We start from the raw sequence: 15,319 nt of genomic DNA on the forward strand, positions 1-15,319 counted from the left end.
AATGTGCACTCGAACTGTTCCAGTTCTACTGGAACTTCATCAACGAGTTCAAGCGAGGAACTTCGCCTGCAATGCTAGAGGGATTGATGAACCATACCTGGAGCTGGCATGAATTCTTCTACTATTGATTAGCTATTCTTTATTAGGACAATAGGGAATTGAAGGATCTTCAGCTTGAAATAAAATACGCGAGGCCGTGGAACCCGTACGCGCGCCGTTTGATGATCTTGATCTCGGTTTTGAATTTGGTACACGCTCAGCTCATGGCCGCTAGCCAGTCAGCTCAGCCGTATCACCGGTATCCACCGCTCGTGTCGCTTGCCGTTGATCTCAACGAACTCTATCGAGGCGGAACTATTTCCTGAAAAAAGGGTGAAAGAGGCCTTGAAGCCCCTTCCTTTCGTGCGGGTCTACAGCAGTGTTTTAAGATGGGTGATCAGCTCATCTATATCCGTGCATATCTCCTTTTGAACGTTCGGGTCTTTTATCCAGTCGTTCTTCGGATTACCGCCGAGCGAGCCGTCGGCCTTGGCACGTATATCGTGCTCTAACTTATCGATCGCCTCTTTATAATCGCCCGCTAGTATCATCATGCGCACTTCCCCGATTTTCTCCGATAAGGCCTTCTTCCGCTGGAGTGGATTGTTTAATAAGCTGACGTTCGGCAATTCAAACCAATAGGTCCACGATAATGTTGCTGGTACAAAAACGGTTGCGCATGCAGTGGCGTTTACAGGACCGCTTTTATTAAAGAATTCTCCAGCAACATTGTGCCATGCAGTTACAGTGGCGCAATTTTCGTACTCCCCATACGCTAAATCATCGACCGTTACATCGAAGGTTATTCTAAGACTACGTCCAGGTTCCAACGGTTCAAACTGAGTTAAGTTCCACCAGGTGACATGGTAAGCAATCCAGCCTTCGTCATCAATACCACCGGCCGTAGCATCTGGGGACGGGTCTGAATTACCTGCATAGCTCAATCCTGCATTTGATTGCTTTAGGGGAAAGCTGTCGGTTACTGAAAGGTTGGTAATGGTACCGTTACCGCTATTGTTGATCCAGAGCGTTATCTCAAGCGTCTCTCCGGGAACAGCCCAAAGAAAACTCTCACCGTTTATCAACTTCTCTATTTGTATCAGTTCAGCGTAAACCGGCGTCATCAGGCCGAAGCATAGCGCTAGTAAGACCAAAATAGTAAATAAGCTCCTCTTCGTCATGTTTCACCTCCTTCTCGTTTGGGTACTTCTATCGCGCCCCTCCTCGGCGCCCCGTTGGAAGAGCGAAAAGCGACCTGCTACCTCGAGAAAAGGTCAAGAAGTACTTTTATTTTATTGCTCGTAGAAGTTCTCCAGTGCCGCTCTCTCTATCTTCCAAGATCGAGTATGCACTGGTCATAGTTAAACGGTTAAGGATTAATCGTCCGTACCAAAAGGACTGACACCGCGGCGTCTGCTCACCGCAGTTGGACGGGCGAAGTACTAAAAAAAAAATCAAAGGGCAAGGCGCTGCGGGTGTATACGGCAACCGATAAGGCCGCGGAAGTGAAGGAGGTACTGAAGTGCCAGCGCCGTAGGGTACGATGGAATCGGCCTTCCTGTCGATCCTCGTAGGGCTCGAGAATGAGATCGACGACGAGTTACGGAGAAAAATAGAAGAACAGGAGGAACGGCAAGCTCAGTTACTTGTTCTTATTCCTTTAGGATCGCCTCAATAGTCTTAGCAACGTCGCCCAGTAGCTTCTTCTCCTCTGCAGTCAGATTCGGAGCTGCCTGTAATCCCTTGAGCACACCTACCGCTTCAATACCCTTGCTCATCGATGGTAGCACAGGCTTCTCAACCAATCTCTTGGATCGCTTCTTCGACCGCTTATGGTTCTTCCTCACATGCCGCGCCAGATCAAGGGGCTTCTCAAATGGTTCGCCACAAAATTTGCACTTATATTCTGCCATAATGTCACAACATAAAACAGAACTATATAAATACTAGTGATATTTATCGAAGCTGGACATTTGTAAACCACTTTTGGGTGTAGAAAAGTACGAGAAGCTTAACACCGCCCTCGTTTTGTGCACCGTAACAGTCACCGTACTCACCTGGTTCCCGGCTACAGTAAGCCCAGAGCGCCAAAAATTACCTGCGCCGTTAAGAAAACAATGCTGACAAGAGCAGCCCCCTCATTTCTTCACCTGCTCGGCCTTCAGATAAGTCTCTGCCATTTGCTACTTCGAGGAGCGCCGGTACGCTTCCGTTAAGTATCCTTAGTTGCCCATTGCCGCTTACGATATTCACCGTGCAGAAAAGCGGCCAGCGAAACACCTTGCCGACGCGGGTTCTTCTTAGATACCACACAGTTACGAAATCCCCGTTCTGGGTGCGCTTGTGGATCACGCAGGGGGAATTCTTTTAACTCTCCGCGAACGATAGAGAAGCGGTGGTATGCATGCCAGAAGCATCGGAGCAAAAGACGGTACGATTCAAGTATAAATTGAGCAATTGGGAGATCGAGATCGAGGGCGATCGGGATTTGATCAAGGAGGTCGTCTCGGAGATAAAGAAGAAGGAACTGCCGCCTTATGGCGGCATGGATACAGGCGGGGTCGTCCCGGGGCTATATACCTAGCACACCCCCTGCTGCTGAGGGCGTGCGGCTTCACGGTCAGTCAGTATAGCCTGTGCGGGCTAAGGCTACTTCTCGATCACCATCTCCTCAACGGCCATGCCGAAGTGCCGTGCTGTAGCCGTCATATGAACGAGCACCTCATCGCCGGGTTTCAGATCAACGACCGAGATCGGCTTCTCCGTGCCCATCAATTTGATCGTTTCGGCGTTCTGGAGGATGATGCTGCACGGTCGCGGCTTGCCCTCCGCGGTCTCAACTTCGGCCTCGACGAGCATCAGCGGCCGTTTCTCGATCTTGACGCGGCCGACAACCGCTCTTCGGGTCGTGCCCGCCGAATTCACGATCAAAACGTCATCTCCTGACCCCAACTCGACCAGATACTTCGTCTTCTCGCCTACAAGGATGTACGCGTAGACCGCGCCTGCATTCACTCTGAACGGTCGCGCCGCGACGTACGGGCTCTCTTCCGATTCGGAATGAACCAGAAAGAGCACAAACGACTGCGAGCCCACGAGCATGCCCTCGCCGCGTACCATCAACGAGCAGGTGTCCACACAGACCCGGTCGCCCATCTCGAGTTCTGCGACCCTGGTAACCCGTGCTGTGGTAAGCGGAATCGAGGCAGTGGTGCTCGCATCGCGGATCTCTACCGCGCGTTTTATCTCAGAGACGTCGTCCGTATCGAGCAGAACGCCGTCGGCACCATACTCCAGTGTTTCCAGCGCGGTTCGCGCTTCTTCCGCGCTCTGCACGCCAGCGATCACCTTTGCCTCCTGCTGCTGCAGTTCCGCGATGATATTCTCCAGCGGAATGATCTTCCAATCCCGGCCGATCACCAGCACGTACGTGCTCTGCTCCGCAAGTGCAACGGCAAAACGTTCGTAAGCCTTGCCGCGCAGCTCCACATAGCCCGCCGTGAGCGTCTTACCAACCGTCTGCTTGAGTGCGTTGTAAACGCGGGATTCGGCAAAATCAGCGGGGATCGGTGTGGTGCCATCGCCCTCGCTCCGTTTTCCCAGGACGAGAATATCCGCACCTTCTAACGGTTCCGTCTCGTTAACGAGGGCTGCTATCCGGATCCGACCGAGCTCCCGCACCTTCGCGATGTCCTCGGGCTCAATGAGCACCACGTCAACGCCGCTTTCTAAACTCGCGGTAATTCGCGCCTTGCGCGCATTCCACGCGCCAGCATCCGCATCTGCCTTGATCCAAACCTCTTTCTTCTTCTCGGTCATTGCCCTTCTCATCACGATACTAACGAACAGAAGAAGTTATCTTACGGGGAGCTCGACTATTTCAACTCATCCAGCGCTTCTTGCGCAGTATAGTTTTCGTGCACGATCTTGCTGAGCGCTCGCGTCATCCGTGCTGGATCCTTATGCTGAAAGACGTTTCGACCGATCGAGATGCCCGCGGCACCCGCAGCGATCGCCTCCTCCACCATCTCCATCAGCTCCTCGTCAGTATTCGTCTTCGGCCCACCTGCGATGATCACCGGTACCAGACATGTCTGCACCACCTCTTTAAAGCTGTCTGGATCGCCCGTATAATTCGTCTTGATCAGATCAGCGCCAAGTTCCGCACCGACACGAGCCGCGTGCATCACCATTTCCTGCTCATGCTCGTTCTTCACCTTCTTCCCGCGCGGATACATCATTGCCAGGAGCGGGACACTCCACCGCTCGCAGATCATGGTCATTGCACCGAGCGCCTCGAGCATCTCCGCTTCGGTATCCGCACCCACATTCACGTGCATCGAGACAGCATCAGCACCCAGCCGAATTGCCTCTTCCACCTGCGCGACGACCACCTTGTTCAGTGGGTCGGGCCCCAGCGACGTGCTCGCGGAGAGATGGATGATGAGGCCGATATCTTTACCATAACCCCGGTGCCCCGCTATGACGATCCCCTTATGCAGCAGTACCGCGTTCGCACCGCCTTCCGCGACCGCGTTCACCGCGTTTCGCATGTCGGTCAATCCGTAGATGGGCCCTGCGGTCACGCCATGGTCCATCGGGACAATGACGCTCCGCCCGCTGTTCCGCTCGAAGATCCGCTCCATCCGGATGCTCTTGCCGATACCCATGCGCTCCATCCGCTCTCTTATACTGGTCATCTTCTCTTCTCTACCCTACTCTTTACTATCCCTTTTCCGCTTCGCCTCTCTTCAATCTACTTACTGTAATGGAACCACCGGCATTTTGCCGTTTGTCTGCGGGGCAGTGGATGCATCTGCATTCATGCAATCATGCATACATTCAATCATTCAATCGTTCATTCAGTTCTCAGCGCCGGTGTCCTAAGCAGGTGCGTTCCAGATGTGCAGTTATGTACTTCGGAGTATAAAAATGTACACCTTCGCCCGTAATTCAGAAGTAGTCCACCGCACGCACAACCGCGGGCTCAGACTAACCGCACGGTCTCCAGATTCATCGGTGCCGCGGTCTCGATATTGAGCTTCTTGTGGATCCCGCTGGCCAGCGCGGTGCACTTGCTTGGCTCGCCGTGCATGCACAGCACCGTGGAGGGGAGCGGCCGTATCCGCCGCACATACTCGACCAATTGGTTGCGATCGGAGTGCCCGGAGAAGCCATCGATCGTCCGGATATCCAGCTCCACTTTTACCGTATCCACCCGACCGCCGTTCGCGAATTGCATCTCGTTCCAGCCTTTCTGGATCCGCCGGCCGAGCGTACCTTCCGCCTGGTAGCCGACGAAGATCAGCTTATTCAGATCAGAGCTCGCCAGGCCTTTGAGATATTCAAGCACCGGCCCGCCGTTGAGCATGCCCGAGGTCGAGAGGATGATCGAAGATTCCTTATTCTCGATTACCGCCTTGCGCTTTTCCGCGTCATCGACCTGAACAAAAACGTCTGATAAGAAGGGATTCTCGCCCTGGAAGATCGAGTTCTTGAGGTTCTTGTTCAGATATTCCGGGTATGCTGTATGCACCGCCGTGGCCTCCCAGATCATGCCATCTAAATAGACCGGCACCTCTAAGTCCATACCTTCCAGAGCGATCATTACCTCCTGCGATCGGCCAACCGCGAAGGCCGGGATGAGCACTTTACCGCCTTTCTCCATTGTGTGCGCGATCTCATCCTTCAGATACTTCTCCGCTTCCTTGCGCGAGGGCTGTAAATCGTTCATGCCGCCATAGGTGGACTCCATCACCAGCGCCTCAAGCCGCGAGAAGCCGTTGAAGGCCGGGTCGAAGAGGAACGTGCGCTCATACTTGATGTCGCCCGTAAAGGCTACGTTGTACAGCCCCTTCCCGGCGTGGAAGTACGCAATTGAAGAGCCCAGTATGTGCCCTGCATTGTACAGGGTGAGTTTGACATCCGGTGCGATATCGGTAACGTCGCCGAATTTCAACGGGATCGTATGCCGAATAGTGTCACGAATAAAGGCAGATTTATACGGGATTTTCTTACCCTCTCGTGCTGATACCTCGAGATAGTCGAGTAACAGAAGCGACATGAGATCGCGCGTCGGCTGTGTCATGTACACGGGGCCATCATATCCGTACATGAACAGGAGTGGGACAAGGCCTGAGTGATCAAGATGCGCATGCGTGACCACCACGGCGGTGAGATCTTTAATCGGCAGCACTTCGGGCGCATACAGGTACGGTGTTCCTTCCGAGCCGACACTGACGCCGCAATCGATCAGGATCTTGGTCTCCGGCGTCGAGAGCATGAACGAATTCCGGCCAACCTCGCGACAGCCGCCCAACATCGTTAACCGCAGCCACTCGTCTTCTTTCGTCTTCTCACTGTAGATCTTCCGGCCAACACGCTTCAGAAAATCCTTTCTGAATTCGCTTTCTTCGCGTAAATAGCGGCGTGTGCTCTTGATGATTGAGGATTGGATCGGTGGTGCCCTGATGACGTTCGGCCGCCATCCGATCTCCTTTGCCACCTCGCGTAAGGTTGTGCCATGCGTCCCGATGACCAATCCCGGCTTCTCAGCCTCGATGATCACCTCCGCGGTGTCCATATTAAAATAAATATCTCGTATCCCGCCCTCTTCGGGCACTATATTATGGATGACCTTCGTCGCCTTATCCGGCTCCATCAAGATGGTGCTGCTCGGCCTGACCGAGATGCGCTTCTTCAACTCCTTCGCCAGTGTACGAACGATCGCGCCGTCGTCCACGAAGGCCTGCGTGTCCTCAGTGTAGATCACCAACTCCGGGCCCTCGAACTCCACGTTCGTTAGCTTCACGTCGGTCGGCAGGAGTTCAACGATTCGCCGCTTTAGGTCTAAAAGCGTCTCTTCCGCTGTCATTGTATCTATCGCTCCTCTCCTACAACTTCTCGGTTGCTCTCTCTTCTCGCTTTAACTTGCTTGGAGGTAGCACTGATCCGTGGGGATCCCTTCTCGCAACGTCCAGCACGTGCTACAGTCGAGTACGGTGCAAAATTCCTTACGCTCTGCCTGCGGTCAAACGAAAGAATGAGTTACTTCAACGAGCTTTTTATCTCCTTGACTTCCTCATCGCTCAATTCAGTATACTTATCCTCCGTTATGACAATCACCTCAATATCCTCACCCGATGCGCTGTCTCGTTTCATCGCTGAGTGCACCGCCTGGATCGCGAGAGCAATTCCCGCGTCCACGGACAAATCGGCGGTGTACCGATCTTCCAGCACACCGTAAGCGATGGGTGAGCCCGAGCCGGTGGCGGCGATTTCCTTCTCCTCGGTATTGCCGCCGAGCGGGTCGATTGAGAATATGTGAGCCCCATCTCGATCGATACCCCCGATCAGAAGTTGCACAATGTAGGGATAATAGCGACTCCCGCTCATCACGTTAGAGAGCAAGGTAGCCACTGCACGAACGGTCATTGGCTCGTCCCGGCGAATCTTGTAGAGCTGCCCTTCAACGCGCATCACGCGAATGAGCGCCTGCGCATCGCCTACCACACCAGCCGTCGTTATCCCGATGCGATCGTCCAGCTGATAGATCTTTTTCGCGGTCTTTGAGGCGATGAACGAGCCCATCGTCGCCCGCTTCTCACTGGCTAACGCGACGCCGTCAGTGCAGATCAGACCAACGGTCGTCGTTCCTTTCTTTACCTGATCCATTATCTCCATCTTCAGATTCCTCCATGCGTTGTTGTCAATTTCACGTGTTTTACTCCTTTCAGACTCATGATGCTCTCCGCCAACGCTTTTATCTTCTTCGCATCACCCTGAATCACGATGATCTCGAAGCAATTCTCGTGGTCAAGATGAATATGGGTTGACGACTTGATCATGTCGATATAGCGGTGCTGAACGGTCGTGAGCTCGTCACCAAGGCCTCGCTGCCCGTGATCATAGATGTACGTAATGGTTCCGATCTCCTCGCCGGTCTCCCGTTCCATCCATTCGTATTCGACGATGTATGCCCGTATCGCGTCCCGTATCCCTTCAGACCGGGACGAGTATCCCCGACCGTAAATGATCGTATCAAACTTATTGAGCAAATTTGAGGGGAGAGAAACCCCTATTCGGGTCAGTCCCCGCCCTTCTTCCATCTTCCAGCCTCCTCAAATGACACTACCCTTCTTATTATCTCTTCAGCCTTACAAAAGGCCCGTGAATCATACTTGGTTATCCGGACAACCGTAGCGTGAAAACCGCGATCTCTGAGTTCTCGTTCCAGTTGCGCTTCGTCGAATTTCTGATCGTACCCTAATGCTAGTATATCCGGATCGATACTATATAAAGGTTCGTACATATCTGTTTCGCTCCCGAGCAGCGCGTTATCCACCACTTTCAGCGCGGCTACCATCTGCACTCGTTGCTCTTCGGGGATGATCGGTGTTCGCTTTCGCTTCTTCACCGTCGAGTCTCGTGCGACAATGACGTAGAGCTCATCGCCCAACTTCCTCGCCTCTTCCAGGAACAACAGATGGCCGGGATGCAGGATCTCAAATGTCCCGGTCGCCAATACTCTTACCATAGCAGATCCTCATCTTCTGCTCGCAGCTCAGTCGTCGCGCCCCTGCGTATCCTGAGTTCCCGCTCTTCGCCGCGTGCGTCATAACAGCGCCAGTCCTGCTCTCCATACGGGTAGCAGGTGATAAGGTGATACCCGCCCATGCGCGGAAAGATCCGCAGATCCTGTTCCGACGGTCGCAAGGATCCCCGCTGGGGGTGACTGTGCACCGTCCCCACCCGGCGCAGACCCATAGGTATCATCTCCGGCCGTATCACGGCGCTCCGCTCAGAGGAGATTGTGCCGGGCAGGAAAACGACCTCACTAATAAGATCTCCCTCGGCGCAGAGCAGCCCGAAGAACTCGTGTGGATGACTCGATTTGCTCACTTCGCGTATGAAGTCTAACGCCTCACGTGCGATCTCCAACGGTTTTCCGCTCTTGCGCATGGTTTGATCTCGCCTGCTTCTCCGTCTTCTGGGATGACAATCGAAAGCTGATCTAAGAATCAGCTTTCAGGTTAAGTAAGTTTGAACTCAAAGGTGCCTTCTGTTCTGAGTTCGGCTGCTGTAGGGAGTGTGTCAAACTTCGCACGGAGCAGTAAGTCCGCGACCGTGTAGTTCAAGACCCGAGTGATTCCGATGATGGAGGTGGTGGGTCGTGGATTCACATCCACAACGTACGCGGCTCCGTCATGATCAACCACAAAATCGATCCCCACGTAGCCCGCACCGCCCAGCGTAGTGATCACCGCCATACTGATCTGCTGAATCTTCCGCGCGATCTCGTTATCGAGCAGGTAAGGCACGTACCCGCCGCAGTATTTCAGACGTCCGTTCTCCGTTCTGATGTATTGCTTGTTGATGGTGAGGGGGAGGATCGAGGATCTGCTCGCGATGAGGCTACAGCTCAGATCATCGCCCTTGATAAATTCCGAGATGAAGCTATCGGGATCAGCGTACGGTCTAGACAGTTCACCTCGCTGCCCCCTGTTCATCAGCAGGATGAGGTTCTCGGATGCGCAGCCAAACCGCGGCTTGCTGATATATGCTCGTGATCGCGTGCCGAACTGCAACACTTCATCCGCGGTGATAATTTTCGGCACGACTATCCCCGCAGCACTCAGAAGCTCTGAGGTTCTGACCTTATCGGCGCAGATGGCGACGAACTCAGAGGGGCAGCCCAAATTGACCGTTTTCGTTTCCAGAAGCCGCGTTAGCCCGGCAAGCTCAACGTCTGGCGCGATAACGATGCCCGCGTCACACCGCGCTGCAAGTCGCTCCACGGCCGCCGCAAAATCCGGCTCGCCCTCCGGATAAACAACCTCGTGACCCAGCCGCTCAAAGCCCTGCTTGAGCGTTGCAAGCATCGCCGCACCTTCCTGCAACAATGAAGTGTTCTTCCCGGCACCTCCGCCGACGGCGTACTCGGCGACCAGAATCCTCATCCGCTTTACTCTAGCTCGGTATCGACGTGAGCGTCTTCCCACACTCGGCAAGTTTGGCCAATGCGATGAGCACATTGAGGAAATAATCGTTTTGCAACGGTTTCCCGAGCTCCTCTTCCCAGCTCTTTTTTAGCTCATTGAATCGCTTGAGCGTCGTTTCTGAGAGCTTCCCGAGGCTGGAGCCATAAACGAACGCTTCCGCTTTCACAGCTTTTTTCATCGGGGCCTCTTCTACCTTCGGGACGCCGCGCTTCTCCCGGCGCATGCCCGCTATGGTGAAGCCCATAGCATTGATCGCCCGTGTCACTGAGGAACGTTTGATCGGGCTCTCACGGCTCTTGTTCTCTTCCGCGAGTATCTCATCGACCGTGATCGTCCCGACCACTATCCGGTCACGGTACTTCTGAAGCCAACCCGGTCCTTTCTCCTCGCTCGTTGCTTTTGTGTCCTGCTCTTCAGAGTGATCGTTTTCGCTCATTTCTGCCTCTTTCGTTGCTTTACGCTGCAGCTGACTCGTCGGGTAACCCAGAGCGTTGATCGCCCGGGTCACCGAGGAGCGTTTGATCGGGCTCTCACGGCTCTTGTTCTCCTCCGCGAGTATCTCATCGACCGTGATCGTCCCGGCCACTATCCGGTCATGGTATTTCTGGAGCCACCCAGGACCCTTCAGTGCCGCGGTGGAGGAATCCTCACCTCCTGAGTTTTCCCTCGCCGCCGCCAATTCGTCATTCTCATCGTTCGGCATTACATCACCTGAATGTACCATAGCCTTCACCACTCGTTTCACCGTTGTGATCTTGATCGGCACATCCCTGCGCTCGTTCTCCGCTTCGAGAATCTGCTCGGCGGTGATCGTGCCCTGCTCAATTCGATCACGGTACTGCTGTACCCATGCGGGGGCCGTTTCCATAACGTTCGGATCGTCGTCCCGTTCTCCGCCCTCAATCAGAGCGGTCGATTGCGCTGGGCCCTTCGTTCGCCCTCGCAAGCCCGAAATCGGAAGCCCCATGGCATTAATCGCCCTCGTGACCGAGGATATTTTAATAGGAGTCTCTCGGAGCCTGTTCTCCTCCGCAAGAATCTGCTCAACGGTAATCGTGCCAGCCTCTATCTGTTCTTTATACTTCAAAATCCAACTCGGCGGCTGCTCTATCCTGCCCATTTCTTCTCCTTCCGATCTCAAAGATATTTATGCTTCTTATCTAAATAAGCTAAACATACAAGAGCATAAAAGATACGACAGGTGGTGAGGAGAAATTCCCTGCGGTAAGAAGCGAAAGATACAGAAGATGCGGAAACACAAGTTGAAGAAGCGACGAAAGAAGATGAGATATAAGAAATAGTCCGCCTAACCGCCGCTGTTTCACGAGTGGCTCTTTTCTCTGCTTTTTTAGCTGAGCATGCTGCTAGGGTCAGGTCGTACTCGTCTTTGCTGCTCCCGGCGAGCTTCTCCAGGAGGTTCTTAGGGTAGTCGGTCCCGTCCTTTGCTCGTTCCACCGATCTCAGGATGTCAGGACGTCTCGTTCGCTCTTGCTCCCGTATATTTATGTAGTCTGGCCCCTTATACAGTGTATCCCTGTCATCACCGTGAAGGAGGGGACACAAGAGCGCGAAAAGGGTAAAGGAGGCGTTACCGAAATCATGAAGGAATTGACCGAGGTACGGACGTTGAAGGAGGGGAAGTATGTCATCATCGATGAAGAGCCCTGCACGATCATGAGCATAACCACCTCGAAGCCCGGGAAGCATGGCGCGGCAAAGGCACGATTGGAGGGCATCGGTGTCTTCGACTCGCAAAAACGGACTGCAGTCCAGCCGGTGACGGCCAAGATTTACGTGCCGATCATTGAGCGAAAAAGCGGCCAGGTGCTTGCTGTTATAGGCACTACGGCACAGATCATGGACCTGGGAGACTTCTCCACGATCGAAATAAAGATCCCGGAAGAGATGATGGACCGGATCGAACCCGGCAAAGAGGTACCTTTTTTACATTACGAAGCGAAATACAAGTTAGTATAGTAGTACTGGAGGGGGTGTGCAGCAGAGGGATGGCCGAGAAGAAGCTGGTAGGAAAGATAACGCATTACTTCTCGCGAATTGGCGTTGCTGTGGTCGAGCTGAGCGATCGCATCTCGGTCGGCGACCGGATAGTGATCGAAGGCGCGACGACCGCACTTGAACAGGTGGTTGATTCGATGGAGATCGAGAACCAGAAGGTGGAGACCGCAAGTGCCGGAGAAGCTGTTGGTCTGAAGGTGGTGGGAAAGGTTCGATCTCAGGATAGGGTTTTTCGCTTGGAATGAAGACGAATCAGAACGAACGTGGACGGCTAGCGGTTCGCGATATTATGGTTACTGATGTCGCGTACGTCACTGTTCCCGGAACGCGCGAGGATGTGTTGGCGCTCTTCAAGGAGAAATTCGTCTCCGGTGTTCTGGTCGTAAAAGACGGCAAGGTCGTGGGCGTCGTAACGCGCCAGGATCTGCTCCGGAAGCCCAATGAAGAGCAAGTAGCTCTGCTGATGACGCGCGATCCGGTGGTGATCACGCCGGATACAAGCCTTGCTGGGGCGGCGAAGTTGATACAGAGCCGGGGCATCCGTCGCTTACCGGTGGTCGAAGGGCACAAGCTCGTTGGACTCGTGACGGTTGCCGATTTCATCCGGGAGATCGCGACGTGGAACGACAGGACACCAATAGCCGGGTTCATACGGGAAAAGACGCTCGCACTCTGGGATGAGATGCCGCTGAACGTCGCCGGTCGAATCATGGAGCTGGCAAAGGTGAAAGCAGTGCCGGTGTTCAATGCGGAGCTGGCTATTGTGGGCCTCATCACCGACCAGGATTTGATCTCAGCGGCGATGATCGAGGACCATGTGCATCATTCGGATCTCTCGCTGGGTTCAGATGAGAGCGAGTGGTCTCTGGACGGGATGCGTGATACTATGACACTCTACTATAGCGTCTCACGGATACGACTGCCGAAGAAGCTGGTCAGGGAAGTGATGGTGCGGGACGTGGTAACCGCGACGCGCAATTACGGCGTGAGCGCGTGCGCGCAGAAGATGGCCCAGGGACGGTTCGATCAGCTGCCGGTGATCTCTGCCCGTGGGAAATTGATTGGAATGCTTCTCGATCGAGATCTGCTGCATATCCTGAGCTAATCGAGACGAGGTGATGTGCGTTCTTATCGGTCTTTTCAAGCAGAGCGAACCGCGATATCGGCTGAGCGAGGACGAGAAGTTCTATTTACTGAGCTGCTCCGATCTCTTGAGCGTGATGCCGTCCGTAATCGAAGGCGTACCCGCGATGCATGACTTCTTCTGGGAGAAGATCCCGGAACGCACCTATGAGCATCAGATGCACGCCGGTAGCATCGCGGCACGAAGTGCTCTGCAGAATGCGAATGGACTGAAAGCGCCCGAACGGTTCCGCGCAATGCACGAGCACCTCGTCCAGGGGCTTCGATACTTCCACGAGTCCTATGCAGCAGCTCTGGCGTATCGCTCAGATCATCAGCGAGCGCATATAGCAAAGGCGCTCGAATTAGCACTTCTGGGTGGTGCGGAACTCCGCGAAGCGCGAACGGTATGGGTGCAGATCGAGCGATCAACGAGTGGCGAATAAATAGCCCGTAAGGTTTCCGCGCACGTGGTTCTGCGCAGCGCGGTCTGAGAGGGGCTCGATGTCTACGGCCATCTGCACGCCATTTGTTATTGCTGTCTGAGAGCGAGATAGACCTCGAGTTCTCAAGTGTTTTTTAAGGTAAAGGGGCAATTGGACAGGTAAGAGATGGTAAGCGCGGAAAAAGAAACGAAGAAGGATGAGACTGCGGAACTCGCGCGTCGGCGCGGCTTCATCTGGCAGGCCTTTGAGATCTACGGTGGTGTCGCGGGTTTCTACGATTACGGGCCGTTGGGCGCGGCGTTGAAACGGCGGGTTGAAGCGAAGTGGCGCGAATTTTACCGCCGTGAAGGCTTTTACGAGATCGAGACGACGACGATCGCACCGCGACCGGTATTCGAGTCCTCAGGGCACCTTGAATGCTTCACCGACCCCGCGGTGATCTGCAAGCGGTGCAAGAGCGTCTTCCGGGTGGATGAGCAGATCGGCGTCGGTGCGAGCTGCCCTGAATGCGGCGGTGTGCTGGAACCATCGGGTGAGTTCCAATTGATGTTCCAGACGCGAATCGGCGTGGCGAGAGAGGGCACTGATGCGCAGGCACTGCGGAAGAGCGAGGGCTATTTGAGGCCGGAGACGGCGCAGGGCATGTTCATCAATTTCCAGCGGTTGCTGAAGTTCAATCGCGATAAGCTGCCGTTCGGGATACTGCAGATCGGGAAGGCATATCGGAACGAGATCTCACCGCGGCAGAGCCTTATCCGGCTTCGCGAATTCACGATGGCCGAGGTGGAGCTCTTTGTGGATCCCGCTGAGAAGACACGTCATCCGCGCTTTGACGAGGTTAAGAATCGGACACTGCCGTTCGTGCCTAACGAGGGCGAGCCGGTAGAGGTGAGAATTGGCGAGGCCGTTAGCCAGGGAATCATTGCGAACGAATATCTGGGCTACCATATCGGGCGAGTTGATGAGTTCCTGGAGTGCATAGGGCTTCCGCATGACCGGGTGCACTTCAGACAGCACGAGAAGGATGAGATGGCGCATTATGCCATGGATTGCTGGGATGCCGAGTTCTTGAGTGAGAAATATGGATGGATGGAGATCGTTGGCATCGCGGACCGCGGAGACTACGATCTCTCGGCTCATGCAGCATCCCTGAATATCGACCTCCGTGTGCGTACCGAGACCGGTAAAGTCGTTCCGCACGTGATCGAGCCGTCGTTTGGGCTTGATCGGATCATGTATGCGCTGCTGGAGAGCGCGTTTTACGAGGAGCCGCTGGAGAAGGAAACGCGGCGCGTGCTGCGATTCAAGAGCGATATCGCACCGATTCAGGTAGCCGTGTTCCCCCTGTTGAACCGTGATGAGCTGAAGAGCAAGGCGCAGGAGATCGTTGAGTTATTACGGAACGACTCCTTCTTCGCCGAATACGATACCGCGGGGAGTATCGGGAAACGCTATCGCCGCCAGGACGAGATCGGTACGCCGTACTGCGTCACTATTGACTACGATACCTTGGAGGATGCAACGGTGACGGTGCGGGAACGGGACACGATGAAGCAGGTGCGCGTGCCGATAGCAGACTTGAAAGCCGCGCTGGTATAGCCTCCCGTTCATCCGTGCACGCCGTTCCTGGAGCGCGAAGAGCAGGTCACGGGTGACGTACATTTATATACTCTTACGTACATTGATGAGCATCGA

18 protein-coding genes are annotated in these 15,319 nt (G+C 54.4%); 6 read left to right on the top strand and 12 right to left on the bottom strand.

Going from position 1 to position 15,319, the window contains the following annotated elements; translation table 11 throughout:
- Nucleotides 1-410: 410 nt before the first annotated feature.
- Together ENN68_07140 and ENN68_07145 are read right to left on the bottom strand one after the other, a co-directional pair.
- A complete protein-coding gene (locus tag ENN68_07140) occupies nucleotides 411-1,220 on the bottom strand; it encodes a DUF11 domain-containing protein (GenBank protein HDS45847.1) in 810 nt (269 codons plus the stop codon).
- Nucleotides 1,221-1,691: 471 nt separating this feature from the next.
- Nucleotides 1,692-1,952 carry a hypothetical protein gene (locus tag ENN68_07145; protein ID HDS45848.1) on the bottom strand — a complete coding sequence of 87 codons (261 nt, stop codon included), beginning with the start codon at nucleotides 1,950-1,952 and terminating at the stop codon, nucleotides 1,692-1,694.
- Between the two features lie 491 nt (nucleotides 1,953-2,443).
- Here ENN68_07145 and ENN68_07150 point away from each other — a divergent pair, with 491 nt between their 5' ends.
- The gene (locus tag ENN68_07150; protein HDS45849.1) at nucleotides 2,444-2,623 is read left to right on the top strand and encodes a hypothetical protein; all 180 of its coding nucleotides are present in this window, start codon (nucleotides 2,444-2,446) and stop codon (nucleotides 2,621-2,623) included.
- 65 nt (nucleotides 2,624-2,688) lie between these two features.
- Here the strand turns inward: ENN68_07150 and ENN68_07155 are convergent, their stop codons facing one another.
- The 10 genes from ENN68_07155 to ENN68_07200 all read right to left on the bottom strand — a co-directional run bounded on the left by ENN68_07155 (nucleotide 2,689) and on the right by ENN68_07200 (nucleotide 11,495).
- Nucleotides 2,689-3,858 carry a 3-dehydroquinate synthase II gene (locus ENN68_07155; GenBank protein ID HDS45850.1) on the bottom strand — a complete coding sequence of 390 codons (1,170 nt, stop codon included), beginning with the start codon at nucleotides 3,856-3,858 and terminating at the stop codon, nucleotides 2,689-2,691.
- Nucleotides 3,859-3,914: 56 nt separating this feature from the next.
- Nucleotides 3,915-4,709, bottom strand: a complete 795-nt coding sequence (locus ENN68_07160; GenBank protein ID HDS45851.1) for a fructose-bisphosphate aldolase — start codon at nucleotides 4,707-4,709, stop codon at nucleotides 3,915-3,917.
- Nucleotides 4,710-5,026: 317 nt separating this feature from the next.
- Nucleotides 5,027-6,913, bottom strand: a complete 1,887-nt coding sequence (locus tag ENN68_07165) for a beta-CASP ribonuclease aCPSF1 (GenBank protein HDS45852.1) — start codon at nucleotides 6,911-6,913, stop codon at nucleotides 5,027-5,029.
- A gap of 173 nt (nucleotides 6,914-7,086) precedes the next feature.
- The gene (gene psmB, locus ENN68_07170; GenBank protein HDS45853.1) at nucleotides 7,087-7,713 is read right to left on the bottom strand and encodes an archaeal proteasome endopeptidase complex subunit beta; all 627 of its coding nucleotides are present in this window, start codon (nucleotides 7,711-7,713) and stop codon (nucleotides 7,087-7,089) included.
- Nucleotides 7,714-7,724: 11 nt separating this feature from the next.
- Entirely contained in the window at nucleotides 7,725-8,147 is a 423-nt protein-coding gene (gene nikR, locus ENN68_07175; GenBank protein HDS45854.1) for a nickel-responsive transcriptional regulator NikR, read from the bottom strand.
- Complete coding sequence (locus ENN68_07180; GenBank protein ID HDS45855.1) at nucleotides 8,126-8,575, bottom strand: FAD synthase; 450 nt, start codon at nucleotides 8,573-8,575, stop codon at nucleotides 8,126-8,128. The genes nikR and ENN68_07180 overlap by 22 nt, the downstream gene beginning before the upstream one ends.
- The gene (locus tag ENN68_07185) at nucleotides 8,569-9,000 is read right to left on the bottom strand and encodes a hypothetical protein (GenBank protein HDS45856.1); all 432 of its coding nucleotides are present in this window, start codon (nucleotides 8,998-9,000) and stop codon (nucleotides 8,569-8,571) included. Before ENN68_07185 ends, ENN68_07180 begins: the two co-directional genes overlap by 7 nt.
- Nucleotides 9,001-9,071: 71 nt before the next feature.
- Complete coding sequence (locus tag ENN68_07190; protein HDS45857.1) at nucleotides 9,072-10,073, bottom strand: ATP-grasp domain-containing protein; 1,002 nt, start codon at nucleotides 10,071-10,073, stop codon at nucleotides 9,072-9,074.
- On the bottom strand, nucleotides 10,009-11,160 hold the full coding sequence (locus tag ENN68_07195) for a hypothetical protein (protein HDS45858.1): 1,152 nt from the start codon (nucleotides 11,158-11,160) through the stop codon (nucleotides 10,009-10,011). Before ENN68_07195 ends, ENN68_07190 begins: the two co-directional genes overlap by 65 nt.
- Before the next feature lie 17 nt (nucleotides 11,161-11,177).
- The gene (locus ENN68_07200; protein HDS45859.1) at nucleotides 11,178-11,495 is read right to left on the bottom strand and encodes a hypothetical protein; all 318 of its coding nucleotides are present in this window, start codon (nucleotides 11,493-11,495) and stop codon (nucleotides 11,178-11,180) included.
- A gap of 144 nt (nucleotides 11,496-11,639) precedes the next feature.
- On the opposite strand from ENN68_07200, the gene ENN68_07205 reads away from it, so the two are divergent.
- The 5 genes from ENN68_07205 (at nucleotide 11,640) to glyS (ending at nucleotide 15,223) form a co-directional block, all read left to right on the top strand.
- Nucleotides 11,640-12,017: a translation initiation factor IF-5A gene (locus ENN68_07205; protein ID HDS45860.1), complete on the top strand. Its 378-nt coding sequence runs from the start codon at nucleotides 11,640-11,642 to the stop codon at nucleotides 12,015-12,017.
- 29 nt (nucleotides 12,018-12,046) lie between these two features.
- Nucleotides 12,047-12,301 (top strand): translation elongation factor-like protein, encoded by a 255-nt coding sequence (locus ENN68_07210; GenBank protein HDS45861.1) that lies wholly within the window; start codon nucleotides 12,047-12,049, stop codon nucleotides 12,299-12,301.
- Nucleotides 12,298-13,161 (top strand): CBS domain-containing protein, encoded by an 864-nt coding sequence (locus tag ENN68_07215; GenBank protein HDS45862.1) that lies wholly within the window; start codon nucleotides 12,298-12,300, stop codon nucleotides 13,159-13,161. The genes ENN68_07210 and ENN68_07215 overlap by 4 nt, the downstream gene beginning before the upstream one ends.
- Before the next feature lie 115 nt (nucleotides 13,162-13,276).
- Entirely contained in the window at nucleotides 13,277-13,624 is a 348-nt protein-coding gene (locus tag ENN68_07220) for a hypothetical protein (GenBank protein HDS45863.1), read from the top strand.
- 165 nt (nucleotides 13,625-13,789) lie between these two features.
- A complete protein-coding gene (gene glyS / locus ENN68_07225) occupies nucleotides 13,790-15,223 on the top strand; it encodes a glycine--tRNA ligase (protein ID HDS45864.1) in 1,434 nt (477 codons plus the stop codon).
- Nucleotides 15,224-15,319 lie beyond the last annotated feature (96 nt).

It is taken from the genome of Methanomicrobia archaeon, from assembly GCA_011049045.1.
GTDB lineage: Archaea > Halobacteriota > Syntropharchaeia > Alkanophagales > Methanospirareceae > JACGMN01.